Source organism: Azospirillum sp. A23 (assembly GCF_042938965.1).
GTDB lineage: Bacteria > Pseudomonadota > Alphaproteobacteria > Azospirillales > Azospirillaceae > Azospirillum > Azospirillum melinis.
Genome location: NZ_CP170668.1, coordinates 342,090 through 355,114, shown reverse-complemented (window position 1 = coordinate 355,114; position 13,025 = coordinate 342,090). Strand labels below are relative to the sequence as shown.

The following is a 13,025-nucleotide window of genomic DNA, read 5'->3' as shown; positions in this document are numbered from 1 at the left end:
CGTCATTATGACCATCCGCAGCCCACGAACGTTATAGGGCCTCTTCCCGTTCCCAGCCGCATGATAGTCTCGGACTGGAAGTCATCGACGATGGGGAGAGGCATGCGGGTCTGGCAGTCGGCGTTTGCACCTCCCGAGGCGGAGCTGTCTCCGCAGTCCGCCGATCTCGTCCTGGTTTTCGGCTCCGTCGACATCTTCGACAGTCCAGGCTTCGCCACCCGGCTGACTGCCGCCTACCCCGACGCGATAACGGTGGGATGCAGCACGGCGGGTGAAATCGCCGGGGACAGCGTCCTCGACGGTTCCTGCATCGCCACCGCCATCCGCTTCGGCAAGGGCACCGCCGTCACCGCCACGGAGGCCGGCATCGCATCCGCCGACGACAGCCAGCGCGCGGGCGAGGCGCTCGGGGAGGCGCTGACCGCCCGGCCGGGCCTGTCGGGGGTGCTGCTGTTCGCCTGCGGCGTCGGGGTCAACGGCAGTGCGCTGATCGACGGGCTGTCGTCGCGCCTGCCGTCCGGCGTGCCGGTATCGGGCGGGCTGGCCGCCGACGGCGGTGCTTTCGTCCGCACGCTGGTGTTGGGGCCGTCCGGCGTGTCCGACGGACGGGCGGTGGCGGTCGGGCTGTATGGCGACGCCGTGCATCTGGCCCTCGGGTCCGTCGGCGGCTGGGAGCCGTTCGGGCCGGCGCGCAAGGTGACGAAGGCGGTCGGCAACCTGCTGCTCCAGCTGGACGGCGAGCCGGCGCTGAACATCTACAAGCGCTATCTCGGCGATTATGCCCGCGACCTGCCGGCATCCGGCCTGCTGTTCCCCTTCGAGCTGCTGAACGGCAACCACGATTCGGTCGGGCTGATCCGCACCATCCTCGGCATCGACGAGGCGGCCGGCGGGCTGATCCTGGCCGGCACGGTGGAGGAGGGCTTCTATCTGCGGCTGATGCATGCCAGCACCGACGGGCTGGTCGACGGGGCGGAACAGGCTGGCGCCATCGCCGCCAGTGCCGGCGCTATGACGGTCGATGCGACTGCCGAAATGGCCGCCGACATGGCAGGAGACCGGCTCGCCCTGCTGACCAGCTGCGTCGGGCGCAAGCTGGTGATGGGTGACCGGGTGGAGGAGGAAGTGCAGGCGGTGGCCGACCAAATGAGGCCCGGCACCGTGATGTCCGGCTTCTATTCCTATGGAGAGATCGGACCGATGCGCGATCTGGTCGATTGCCGGCTGCACAACCAGACGATGACTGTCGCCCTGCTGACGGAACGCTGACCGCATGCATCGCCTGCTGCAAAGCCAGTTCAAGCGGGTGCTGGGCCTGCCGACCGCCGAGGCGGCGGACTCCGTCCTGGCGGAGCTGAAGGCGCTCGCCGGCACCGCTGGCCTGTCGGCGGAGGCGGCGCGGATGCTGGAGACGCTGCCGGCGCTGTTCACCCGCATCGGCCAGAGCTATGAGCAGGCCGACCGCGACCTGACGCTCCGGGCGCGCAGCCTGCAGCTGAGTTCGGAGGAGCTGGCCGACACCAACGAGCGCCTGCGGCGGGAGGCGGCGGCGCAGGCCCATGCCATCCGCAGGCTGCGCGGCATCGCCAACAGCCTGCTGCGGGCGGACGGCCGTCCCGAACTGCCGGATGCGGCCGACAGCGGCCCGACCGACAGCCTGGAGCGGCTGAGCCAGCTGATGGCGGGGCTGGTGGAGGAGCGCTCCGCTGCGCAACGGGCACTGGAACAGCAGAAATTCGCGCTCGACCAACATGCCATCGTCAGCATCACCGACCACCGCGGCGTCATCACCTACGCCAACGACAAATTCTGCCAGATCAGCGGCTTCCCCCGCGAAGAGCTGCTCGGCCGGTCGCATCGCGTCGTCAATTCCGGCCACCACCCCTCCGGCTTCTTCGCGGAGATGTGGCACACCGTCATGGACGGACAGGTCTGGCACGGCGAGATCTGCAACCGCACCAAGGCGGGCGAGGAATATTGGGTGGCGGCGACCATCGTCCCGCAGTTGACCGCCGACGGCCATCCGCACCAGTACGTCGCCATCCGCACCGACATCACCGAGCGCAAGCGGATGGAGGCGGAGCTTGAGGACAGCCGCCGCTTCCTGCAGAGCATCACCGACAGCATGGGCGAGGGCGTCTACTCGCTGGACCGCAATGGCTTCTGCACCTTCCTGAATCCGGAGGCCGAACGGCTGCTCGGCTGGTCGCTGGAGGAACTGCGCGGCATCACCCTCCATGACGCCGTGCATTACAAGGACGGGCAGGGACGGCCGGTCGCCGGCAAGGACTGCACTGTCCTGGACAGCGTCCGGCGCGGCGAGATCCATCGTTCGGAAACCGATCACTTCGTCCGGCGTGACGGCACGATCTTCCCCATCGCCATCACCGCGGTGCCGCTGCGCGAGGATGGCCGCATCGTCGGCTCTGTCACCGTCTTCCAGGACATCACCGAGCGCCAGCGCATGCTGACCGCTTTGCAGGAAAGCGAGGAGCGGCTGACGGTGGCGCTGGACGCCTCCATCACCGGGCTGTGGGACTGGAACCCGGTGACGGACCATGCCTATTTCTCCGATCTCTGGCTCGCCATGCTCGGCTATGCGCCCGGCGAACTGCCGGGCAGGGGCGCCACCTGGCTGGCGCTGTTGCACGAGGGCGACCACGACCGCGTGCTGGCGACGCTGGAGGATCATGTGGCCGGCCGCGCCCCGGTCTTTGAGGTCGAGTTCCGCATGCGCCACAAATCGGGCGCCTGGGTCTGGATCCTGTCGGCCGGCAAGGTGACGGACCGCGACGCCGACGGGCTGCCGACCCGCATCACCGGCATCCACAAGGATGTGACCGACCGCAAGCGGACCGAGGACGAGCTTGCCCGCGCCAAGGAGGAGGCCGACCGCGCCAACCGGCAGAAGAGCGATTTCCTGGCCAACATGAGCCACGAGATCCGCACGCCGATGAACGCGGTGATCGGTCTCAGCCACCTGATGATGAAGACGGAGCTGACGCCGCGCCAGCGCGATTACCTCGACAAGATCCACGCCTCCTCGCGCAGCCTGCTCGGCATCATCAACGACATCCTCGACTTCTCGAAGGTCGAGGCCGGAAAGCTGACGATCGAGACGATCCCCTTCCACATCGGCGACGTGTTGCAGGAGGTGGCGACCGTCGTCCTGCCCAAGGTGCGGGAAAAGGGGCTGGAACTGATCGTCGACCTGCATGGCGGCGTACCGGGCACGCTGGTCGGCGACCCGCTGCGGCTGGGTCAGGTCATCCTGAACCTCGTCTCCAACGCCGTGAAGTTCACCGAACGGGGCGAGGTGGCGGTGACGGTCGGCGGGCGTATCGGCACCGCCGACGATTACCGGCTGGAGGTGGAGGTCTGCGACACCGGCATCGGTATGTCGCTGGAACAGGCCGCCGCGCTGTTCCGCCCCTTCACCCAGGCCGACAGCTCCACCACGCGGCGTTTCGGCGGCACCGGGCTGGGGCTGGCGATCTGCCGGCAGCTGGTGGAGCTGATGGGCGGCACCGTGTCGGTGGAAAGCCGACCGGGCGAGGGCAGCATCTTCCGCTTCTCCATCCGCTGCCGGGTCGCTGCCGGCGACACCACCGACGACCGGCTGCCGTGCGACCTGATGGACCGCCGCGTGCTGGTGGTTGACGACAGCGACGCCGTCCGCTCGATTCTGACCGACATGCTGGAGCGCTTCGGCTTGACCGTCGAATCGGTCGGCGACGGCTTGGCGGCGCTGCGCCGGGTTGAAGAGGGGCAAGCCGGCATCGGGCCGCCGGTGGAGCTGGTGGTGCTGGACTGGCGCATGCCGGAACTGGACGGGGTGGAGACGCTGCGCCGCCTGCGCGCGTTGCCGGGCGCCCAGCCGCCTGTGGTGATGACCACCGCCTACGGCGCCGACGGGGTGCAGGGGGCGCTGGACGGTGCGCTGAAGAACAATGGCGCGGCCGGTCCCGCCCGGCCGGTCACCGCCGTGCTGGAAAAGCCGGTGACGCCGTCCGCCCTGTTCGATTCGGTGATGATGGCCTTGGGCAGGGCTGCGGCCCGGCCCGCCGAGTCCGCGCGCCGCGTGCATGATCCGGCCCAGTCGACCGAGCTTTCGGCGCTGGTCGGCCGCAGCGTGCTGCTGGTGGAGGACAATCTGGTCAACCAGCAGGTCGCCTGCGGCCTGCTGGAACTGGTCGGCATCGAGGCAACCGTCGTCGGCAGCGGCGAGGAGGCCCTGCAATGCCTGCGCGAGGTGAAGTTCGACCTCGTGCTGATGGATGTGCAGATGCCGGGCCTCGACGGCTACGAGACGACGCGGCTGATCCGGCGGAAGCTGGAGCTGTCGAGCCTGCCCATCGTCGCCATGACCGCCCACGCGATGGCCGGCGACCGCGAGCGCTGCCTCGATTCCGGCATGAACGACCACGTCTCCAAACCGATCGACCCGGAGACGCTCTATGCCGCACTCGCCCGTTGGCTGAAGCCGGTGCGCGGACTCGGCGGCGGCGCGGCGGCGGCCACCGGAAATGCCGCGATGCCGGCGGCCTCCGCGGTATCGGCCGCCCAGGCGCTGCCCGACAGCCTGCCGGCGCTCGACCTCGCAGTCGCCCGGCGCAATGTGAACGGCAACCTCGCCCTGCTGCGCCGGATCCTGATCGATTTCGCCGCCACCCACGAGGGAGAAGCGGTGCGGCTGTCCACCGCCGTTTGCGAGGAGCGCTGGAAAGACGTGCTGCGGCTGTCCCACACCTTGAAGGGCACCGCGGCCACCATCGGCGCCATGGAGCTGTCCGGCTTGGCCGGCCGGGTGGAGGCTGGCGGGATGACGGTACCGCCGGCCATCGAGGACGGCCTGCTCGACCGGCTTGCCGACGCCCTTGCGCGGGTGGTGGAGGGAATCGGCACCCTCGGCCGGCCGGTTGCGGACATCACCCCGATGCCCGAACCGCCGACACCGGCCGGCCTTCCGCGGGACATGCTGCGCGCGGCGCAGTCGCTGTCCGACCGGCTGGGCGGCCTGCTGATCGCCGGAGATCCGGAAGCGGGCGATCTGGCCGATGCGCTTGCCCGTCTGCTGGCCGGCAGCCCGGTGACGGCCCTGGCCGAGCGGGTGAACCGCCATGCCGGCGCCTTCGATTTCGACGACGCCTCCACTGCCCTGACCGAACTGCGCGACCGCCTGCGCGATTTGAGAGAGACCGCGACATGAGCCTGCCGCACCCGGTTGGACAGCCGAACGGCGACAAGCCGCGCATCCTGATCGTCGACGACGAGCCGATCAACCTGAAGGTCATGGCCGATCTGTTGCGAGACAGCTATGGCCTGATCGTGGCGAAGGACGGCCCGCAGGCGCTTGCCCGTCTGGCCGGGGATCCGCTGCCCGACCTGATCCTGCTGGACGTGATGATGCCGGGCATGGACGGGGTCGAGGTGTGCCGGAGGCTGAAGGGTGACGCCCGCACCCGCGGCGTGCCGGTGATCTTCATCACCGCCATGGGGCAGGTCCATGACGAGACCCGCGGGTTTGAAGTGGGTGCGGTCGATTACATCACCAAGCCGATCTCCCCGCCGGTGATGCTGGCGCGCGTCCGCACCCACATCGCCCTGCGCGAGGCGCAACGCGCGCTCGCCGACCAGAACCGGCAATTGGAGGATCGTGTGGCGGAGCGCACCCGCGACCTTCTGCGCGCCCAGGACGCCACCATCCGCGCCATGGCCTCGCTGGCGGAAACCCGCGACAACGAAACCGGCAACCACATCCGGCGGACCCAGAACTATGTGCTGGCGCTCGCCCTCCATCTCAGCCGCGACCCGCGTTATGCCGGCCAGCTGGACGAGGAAACCATCGAGCTGCTTTACAAATCGGCGCCGCTGCACGATGTCGGCAAGGTCGGCATCCCGGATTCGATCCTGCTGAAGCCGGGCAAGCTCAGCGACGCCGAGTTCGAGGTGATGAAGACCCACGCAGCCCTGGGACATGACGCCATTTTCGCCGCCGAAGGGCAGGCTGAACCCGCAATTGCCGGCGGAAACTCGTTCCTGCGCATCGCCCGCGAGATCGCCCATGGCCATCACGAGCGCTGGGACGGCACCGGCTATCCCCAGGGACTGGCGGGGGAGGCGATCCCGCTGTCGGCCCGCCTGATGGCGGTCGCCGACGTGTACGATGCGCTGATCAGCCGCCGCTGCTACAAGCCGCCCTTCCCGCACGAACAGGCGGCCTCCATCATCCGCGAAGGCAGCGGCAGCCATTTCGATCCCGCCGTCGTCGACGCCTTCAACGCCCTGGAGGACGAGTTCACTGACATCGCCAGCCGCTATAAAGATGAGGAGTGAGGATCGGACGCGATGTGGCGCCCATCCTCAGAACAACTCGATCTCGACGTCGCGCCGGCCGATCACCGCAGCCTCCTGGCCGTCCGAGTCCAGAATGCGGATCGGATCTCCGTCGCAATCGTCCGACATCGCCTGGGCGATCTCAAGCAGTTGAAGCGGCAACCGCATCCGGCCATTCGGCAACCGGTCGGCGCGGCAGGGGGCGATGGTGACGGTGATGGCCATGGAGCGTGTTTCCGTTTGAACTGAACCGCGGCCAAGGGAGCAAGGCTCATACCAAAGTAGGACGGTAAAGCTCTCGATCAGGGAAAGACCTTATGCGTGCGAAAGACTGTAGCGGCACGCGTCCGTGATCGGCCCCCTCCACCCGTCACGGATCGTGTGCCTGTTAACCATGGCTCGGATCGTCAGGAGGAGGCCATCGCCCGATGCTGCATTCTGCGACGCAACAGGCAATCGCAGACTGCAGAATCGCGAGCCGGACCGAACCTGCCCGTAACCGTAGGCTCAGATCCAGGAATCGTCCCCGCTGCTGCCGCCATCGTCGAAGGACGGATCGTCGTACGATGCATCGTCGGCCGGCGGCGGATCGGGCGCATAGGCGGCATCCTGCGCCGTGTCGCCGCCCGCATCGCTTTGCGGGCCCTGGTCGTCACCGTAGTAGTTGTTGGTGATCACCGTCTCGTTGATCGTTTCGCCGGCCATGGGCTGGGCCATCGCCGTGCCGAAAGGGCCAGGCGAATGGTGCAGCAGGGAGGAGATGGCGCTCGCCGCCAGCATGCCGCCGGCCACGCCCGCCGCGGTCTGCGCCGCACCGGCGAAGAACCCGCCGCCGCGCGGGGCCATGCCCGGCTGCGGGAAAGGGGAGGGGCTGTATTGCTGCTGCGGATAGGCGGCACCCGGCGCCGCCCCCCACGGGCTGCGGCCGGCAGCAGGCTGTTGCTGCGGCTGGCCTTGCGGCTGCCCCTGGGGCGCCTGCGGATAGGAGGGGGCAGGGGGAGGTTCGGCTCCACGGCCCCACGGGCTGCGTCCGATGCCGAGCGCGTTGGACAGGAAACTGCCGCCGGACTGGGCCGGCTGGGCCGGACGCTCGCGCAGCTGACGCTCCAGCTCCTCGATCCGGGTCTGTGCCGCGGTCAGCGCCTGCTGCTGCACCAGGACGGTCTGCGCCATGTAGTAGGACGACAGCGGCTGGTCCTGCACCGACCGGCGGATGAAGTCCTCCGCTTCGGCGTCGCGCGGCTGGGAGGCCTGCTGGGACTCCACATCGCGCAGGCGGCGGAACAGGTCGGACAGAAGCGTGCGTTCCTCGGGGGTCATCGACGTCTCCTAAGACATGGCGCCCATCGCAAGGGGGCGCCGCCCCTATATGTGGAGTCGCCATCCCCCGCAGGACAAGTCCCTTGTGAGGTGTCCCCGCCTTGAGAGACTGTCCCGCCCCACAACACCGCACCGGTCATTTAGTTTCGCGTCTTAAGCAATATTGCGCAAAAATCCCAACGACTTGCCAAAGGTTCCGAACTTGGGTCTTTGGATGGTGGATCGTCGGGCTGACCATTGTGGGAAGTGGGCGGCTATATCGGCTATGGCGTCCCAGGATTAACATATGACATTGACGGGGGTGCCTTTTTTCCCATCGATAGGCCACATTTGTGATGCGACCGCCCGGCGGCGCCGGTTGAGAAGCCGAGACCAAGATGAACAGGCGCCGAGAGATGGTGGAACTGACCGACCTGGAGCGCGATGCGCTGACCGAGTTGGTGAATATGGGGGTCGGCCGCGCCGCCACCCATCTCAGCCGCATGGTCAACGACCAAGTCCTGCTGTCCGTGCCGACCGTGGACATCGTCAGCCGGCAGGAGGCGTCCGATTTCCTGTCTGCGCGCGAGCGCAGCGGGCTGGTGGCGGTGGAGCAGCAGTTCCAGGGCTCCTTCGACGGCCGCGCCATGCTGATCTTTCCGGAGGCCAACAGCCTGGAACTGGCCCGCGCGGTCCTGGGCGGCGACCTGACCCTGGCGGAAATCGTCGATCTGGAGCAGGACGCTCTGGCGGAGATCGGCAACATCATCCTGAACGGTTGCCTGGTGGTGGTCGCCAACGCGCTGAAGGACCGGCTGACCATCTCGCTGCCGGCGGTGCTGCGCGGCGACGGCGCCAACATCCTCAAGGACAAGGTCGGCGGCGGCGATGAGCTGGTGCTGTTCCTCTACATCGATTTCACCATCCGCAGCCGCAGCATCCGCGGCTACATCGCCCTGCTGATGGGGGTTTCGTCCCTGCAGTCCCTGAAGCAACTGATCCACGCCTTCATCGAAGGCATCGCCGCCGAAGAACCCACATCCGCTGGAACGTCGTCTCATGGCTCCCAGATTGCCTGAACAACCCACCTGGGCACTGGATGTCCTCGGCGCGCTGGATGCCGGCATCCTGCTTCTGGACCGCCATTGCCGCGTTCTCTACTGGAACGGATGGATGGAGCAGGCCTCCACCCTGACGGCCAGGGAGATCCTCGGGCATGACCTGTTCGACGCCCTGCCCAACCTGCGGGAATCGCGCCTGCACATCGCCGTGCGCGACACGCTGGCCACCGGCGCGCCCGGCGTTCTGTCGCACACGCTGAACCCTATGCTGTTCCCGCTGCGCCTGCCGGACGGGCGGCGGATGGTCCACAATGTGGTGATCCGTCCGCTGCCGTCGCACGCATCCGCGCCCCATTCGCAATCCGCGGGCAACGAGGCGCGCTGCCTGATCCAGGTGACCGATGTCACCGCATCGGTGAACCGCGAACGGGTTCTGCGCGAACAGCGCGACGCACGCTATCGCGCCATCGTCGACACCGCCCCCGACGCCATCATCACCACCGACACCCGCGGCATGGTGCAATGGATGAACGGCACCGCCACGCGTCAGTTCGACTATCGCCCGGACGAGCTGATCGGACAAAGCGTCGCCGTGCTGCTGGGCGAGGATGCTCCCGACTGGATCGCCATGGCGGAGGGCAGCGGGCCGGGTGCTGCCGGCATGGATACCGCAGCCCAGCCGGTGGAACTGTCCGGCCGGCGCCGCGACGGCAGCCACATCGACCTGGAACTGTCGATGGCGCGCTGGGAATCGGAAGGGCGCAGCTTCATCACCGGCATCCTGCGCGACATCACCGAACGTCGCCGCACCCGGGAGGAGCTGCGGACCAGCGCGCTCGCCATGCGCCAGCTGGCCGAGCAGACCAAGGCGACGCTGGACGCGCTGCCGGCCTTCATCGCGGTGCTCGACCGCTCCGGCCACATCGTCTCGGTCAACCGCGCCTGGGCCGAAGCCGGGCCGGAAACGACCTTCCTCGGCCAGGGCTGCATCGTCGGCGACGATTATCTCCACCATTGCGGCCGGGGCGAGACCGCCGACCCGCGCGCCGACACCGCGATGGACAGCCTGCGCAGGCTGCTGAGCGAAGGCGGGCCGCCGGTCTCGGCGGAATATGTCACCAACAACCAGCACTGGTTCCGCTGCCTCGCCGCCCCGATGCCGGCAGGCCCCTTCGGCGGCACCGTGCTGATGCACATCGACGTGACGGAGATCAAGTCGATGGAGGCGGCGCTGCGCAAGCTGGTCGGCCAGAAATCGACCCTGCTGCGCGAGGTCAATCACCGCGTCAAGAACAGCCTCCAGCTGGTGTCCAGCCTGCTGACCCTGCAGACGCTGAGCCTGCCCGACGAGGGGGTGCGGGTGCATTTCCAGGATGCCCGCAGCCGCATCGAGGCGATTGCCCGCGTCCACAACCGGCTCTATCAGGCCGACCAGTTCCAGACCATCGAGTTCGGCACCTACCTGAACGAGCTGTGCGAGGATTTGGGGCGCGCATCCGGCGGCGACAGCATGTGCGACATCGTGGTGCGGTCGGACGTGATCGACCTGCCGATCGACCATGCCGCCCCGCTCGGCCTGATCGCCAACGAACTGATCACCAACGCGGTCAAGCATCGCGGCAACGGCGCGGCGCGGGTGACGGTCACTTTCCGGCGCGAAGACGAGAAGCTCGCCCTGACCGTTTCGGACCGCGGTCCCGGCCTGCCGTCCAACTTCGACATCCGCAAGAGCCGCAGCCTGGGCATGCGCCTGATCTCCAGCCTCGCCGGCCAATCCGGGCCAGCGTCGACATCGACACAACCACGCAAGGCTCCACCTTCCGCATCGAACTGCCGGTGCCGGACGAGGTGCCGCTGCTGGAGACTTCTTCGCCAGAGGAGATCTCGGGATGAAGATCCTGCTGGTTGAAGACGAGGTGCTGATCGCGCTCGAACAGCAGCTCTATCTGGAGAATGTCGGCCACAGCGTCATCGGCCCGGCAGTCACGGCCATGGAGGCGGTGGAAATCGCCGCGGACGACAAGCCGGATCTCGCCCTGGTCGACGTGCATCTGGGCATGGGCACCAACGGCATCGACGCCGCACGGGGACTGACCAGGATGGGTGTGCCCTGCCTGTTCATCACCTCCTTCCGCGACGAGTTGAAGAAGGACGGCCCGCTGACCGGCATCGGCTGCCTGCCCAAGCCCTTCACCGAAAGCGGCCTGCTCGCCGCCGTCGACGTCGCCCGCGCCATCCTGGCGGGGGAGACGCCGCGCAACGTGCCGCAGACGATGGAACTGTTCGTGTAAAGGGCAGACTCTAGCCCCCGATCCGCCGGACCGGCTCCGGCGCCGATTGCTGTTCGAACAGGCGGCGATAGAGCCCGCCCGGCCGGTGAAGCAGGACGGCGTGGCTGCCTTCCTCCACCACCCGGCCCTGGTTGAAGACCAGGATGCGGTCCAGCGTGCGCACGGTGGACAGGCGGTGGGCGATGATGATGGCGGTGCGGCCCTGCATCAGCCGTTCGATGGCCTCCTGGATCAGCGCCTCCGATTCCGAATCCAGGCTGGATGTCGCCTCGTCCAGGATCAGGATCGGTGCGTCGGCCAGGAAGGCGCGGGCCAGCGCCACCCGCTGCCGCTCGCCGCCCGACAGCTTGACGCCGCGCTCGCCGACCAGCGTCGCATAGCCCTTCGGCAGGCGGACGATGAAATCGTGGGCGTTGGCGAGCTTGGCCGCCCGCTCGATCTCCGCCATCGACGCGCCGGGGCGGCCATAGGCGATGTTCTCCGCGAGCGTGCGGTGGAACAGGATCGGCTCCTGCGGGACGATGGCGATCTGGGAGCGCAGGGAGTGCTGCGTCGCCACCGCCACCTCCTGCCCGTCGATCAGCACCCGGCCGCCGGTTACGTCATAGAGGCGCTGGATCAGCTTGACGAAGGTGGTCTTGCCCGACCCCGACGGCCCGACCAGCCCGACCCGCTCGCCCGCCTTGATGGTCAGCGACAGGTCGCGGTAGAGCGGCGTGGTGTGGCCACCATACTGGAAGGTGACGTGATCGAAGCGCACCTCGCCCGCCCCGATGCGGATCGGGATGGCGTCCGGCCGGTCCTCCACCCCCAGCGGCTCGGCATGGATCGCCACCAGCTCCTCCATCTCGTTGACGGAGCGCTGGAGGTGGTTGATGTGCATGCCGATGTCGCGCAGATAGCCATGCACGACGAAATAGGTGGTCAGCACATAGGCGACGTCGCCCGGCGTCGCCTGCCCGCGCCACCACAGCCAGAGCGCCGTCGCGACCACGGCACTGCGGATCAGCAGCAGCACCACCAGTTGCACGGTGCTGTGGCGGGTGTGGCGGGTCCAGGTGCGGTGGGTGCGGCGGCTCCATTTGCCCACGACGGTGGACAGGCGGTCGTCCTCGCGCGGTTCGGCGCCGAAGGCCTTGACCACGGCGTTGCAGCCGATGGCGTCGGCCAGCGTCCCGCCGAGCTTGGTGTCCCAGGCATTGGACAGCCGGGCGGCCGGCGCGATGTAGAGGGTGGAGAACAGCACCGTCATCGCGATGTAGATTGCGGTGCCGAGCGCGATGACCAGCCCCATCGCCGGCCAATGCAGCCCCAGTGTCACCATCGTGCCGATCAGCACAACCAGCGACGGCCACAGCGCCAGCAGCAGCGTGTCGTCCAGCGTGTCGAGCGCCCACATGCCGCGGGTGATCTTGCGCACCACCGATCCGGCAAAGCTGTTGGCGTGCCAGTCGGTGGAGAAGCGTTGGATGCGATGGAAACTGTCCTGGCCGACATCCGCCATGATGCGCAGGGTGAAGGGGATGACGCTGCTCCAGGCGATGTGGCGCATCACCACCATGCCGACGCCGAGTGCCACCATGGCGCCAAAGGCGGTCAACGCCGCATGCAGCGCCGCGTCGCGGTTGCCCGGCAGCATGGTGAGGGCATCGACCAGCCGGCCGGCGAACAGCGGCATGAAGACGTCGGCCAGCGTCGACAGGGCGATGGCGCCGGCGATGCCGACGGCCAGCGGGGTCTGGCGGCGCCAGTGACGGAAGGTGAAGGTCAGAACGCTGCGGATGGCGTTCTGGCGCGGGGTGCGTTTCGACTGTGCCATGGGAATCCAACCGGGGCAGGGGCCGGCCATACGGGCGGCGGCCCCGCCAAAGGAGCCATTGGGAAATGCGGTGTTGAATTCCCTCTCCCGCCCCGGGAGAGGGAAGGGGCCCATGCGGAGCATGGGAAGGGTGAGGGGGTAGGCACGAAACCATGTGCTTCGGGATTCTTGGGGCATCCCTCACCCTCCCCACGCCTGTGGCGCGGGTCCCCTCCCTCT

9 protein-coding genes are annotated in these 13,025 nt (G+C 68.1%); 6 read left to right on the top strand and 3 right to left on the bottom strand.

Features of this window, described 5'->3' with window-relative positions:
• Positions 1–102: 102 nt before the first annotated feature.
• From ABNQ40_RS32035 to ABNQ40_RS32025, 3 genes are read left to right on the top strand one after another with little or no spacing between them, the layout of a single operon-like run.
• Entirely contained in the window at positions 103–1,269 is a 1,167-nt protein-coding gene (locus tag ABNQ40_RS32035) for an FIST signal transduction protein (protein ID WP_109051221.1), read from the top strand.
• Positions 1,270–1,273: 4 nt separating this feature from the next.
• Positions 1,274–5,209 (top strand): PAS domain S-box protein, encoded by a 3,936-nt coding sequence (locus tag ABNQ40_RS32030; protein WP_109051222.1) that lies wholly within the window; start codon positions 1,274–1,276, stop codon positions 5,207–5,209.
• The gene (locus ABNQ40_RS32025) at positions 5,206–6,336 is read left to right on the top strand and encodes an HD-GYP domain-containing protein (RefSeq protein ID WP_109051223.1); all 1,131 of its coding nucleotides are present in this window, start codon (positions 5,206–5,208) and stop codon (positions 6,334–6,336) included. The genes ABNQ40_RS32030 and ABNQ40_RS32025 overlap by 4 nt, the downstream gene beginning before the upstream one ends.
• A gap of 27 nt (positions 6,337–6,363) precedes the next feature.
• Here ABNQ40_RS32025 and ABNQ40_RS32020 read toward each other — a convergent pair whose 3' ends face one another.
• On the bottom strand, positions 6,364–6,561 hold the full coding sequence (locus tag ABNQ40_RS32020; RefSeq protein WP_109051224.1) for a hypothetical protein: 198 nt from the start codon (positions 6,559–6,561) through the stop codon (positions 6,364–6,366).
• A 282-nt stretch (positions 6,562–6,843) separates the two neighbouring features.
• Positions 6,844–7,656, bottom strand: a complete 813-nt coding sequence (locus ABNQ40_RS32015; protein WP_109051225.1) for a DUF2076 domain-containing protein — start codon at positions 7,654–7,656, stop codon at positions 6,844–6,846.
• Between the two features lie 377 nt (positions 7,657–8,033).
• On the opposite strand from ABNQ40_RS32015, the gene ABNQ40_RS32010 reads away from it, so the two are divergent.
• From ABNQ40_RS32010 to ABNQ40_RS32000, 3 genes are read left to right on the top strand one after another with little or no spacing between them, the layout of a single operon-like run.
• Entirely contained in the window at positions 8,034–8,714 is a 681-nt protein-coding gene (locus ABNQ40_RS32010; RefSeq protein WP_246307075.1) for a chemotaxis protein CheX, read from the top strand.
• The gene (locus tag ABNQ40_RS32005) at positions 8,695–10,605 is read left to right on the top strand and encodes a PAS domain S-box protein (protein ID WP_391349177.1); all 1,911 of its coding nucleotides are present in this window, start codon (positions 8,695–8,697) and stop codon (positions 10,603–10,605) included. The genes ABNQ40_RS32010 and ABNQ40_RS32005 overlap by 20 nt, the downstream gene beginning before the upstream one ends.
• Positions 10,586–10,987 carry a response regulator gene (locus ABNQ40_RS32000; protein ID WP_109051228.1) on the top strand — a complete coding sequence of 134 codons (402 nt, stop codon included), beginning with the start codon at positions 10,586–10,588 and terminating at the stop codon, positions 10,985–10,987. The genes ABNQ40_RS32005 and ABNQ40_RS32000 overlap by 20 nt, the downstream gene beginning before the upstream one ends.
• A gap of 10 nt (positions 10,988–10,997) precedes the next feature.
• On the opposite strand, the gene ABNQ40_RS31995 is transcribed toward ABNQ40_RS32000, so the two are convergent.
• Complete coding sequence (locus tag ABNQ40_RS31995) at positions 10,998–12,806, bottom strand: ABC transporter ATP-binding protein (protein WP_109051229.1); 1,809 nt, start codon at positions 12,804–12,806, stop codon at positions 10,998–11,000.
• Positions 12,807–13,025: the final 219 nt, after the last annotated feature.

Bases quoted from the DNA above. Each gene is read 5' to 3' on its own strand.
- ABNQ40_RS32035 (WP_109051221.1), top strand. From the start codon at position 103: ATGCGGGTCTGGCAGTCGGCGTTTGCACCTCCCGAGGCGGAGCTGTCT.
- ABNQ40_RS32030 (WP_109051222.1), top strand. From the start codon at position 1,274: ATGCATCGCCTGCTGCAAAGCCAGTTCAAGCGGGTGCTGGGCCTGCCG.
- ABNQ40_RS32025 (WP_109051223.1), top strand. From the start codon at position 5,206: ATGAGCCTGCCGCACCCGGTTGGACAGCCGAACGGCGACAAGCCGCGC.
- ABNQ40_RS32020 (WP_109051224.1), bottom strand. From the start codon at position 6,561: ATGGCCATCACCGTCACCATCGCCCCCTGCCGCGCCGACCGGTTGCCG.
- ABNQ40_RS32015 (WP_109051225.1), bottom strand. From the start codon at position 7,656: ATGACCCCCGAGGAACGCACGCTTCTGTCCGACCTGTTCCGCCGCCTG.
- ABNQ40_RS32010 (WP_246307075.1), top strand. From the start codon at position 8,034: ATGAACAGGCGCCGAGAGATGGTGGAACTGACCGACCTGGAGCGCGAT.
- ABNQ40_RS32005 (WP_391349177.1), top strand. From the start codon at position 8,695: ATGGCTCCCAGATTGCCTGAACAACCCACCTGGGCACTGGATGTCCTC.
- ABNQ40_RS32000 (WP_109051228.1), top strand. From the start codon at position 10,586: ATGAAGATCCTGCTGGTTGAAGACGAGGTGCTGATCGCGCTCGAACAG.
- ABNQ40_RS31995 (WP_109051229.1), bottom strand. From the start codon at position 12,806: ATGGCACAGTCGAAACGCACCCCGCGCCAGAACGCCATCCGCAGCGTT.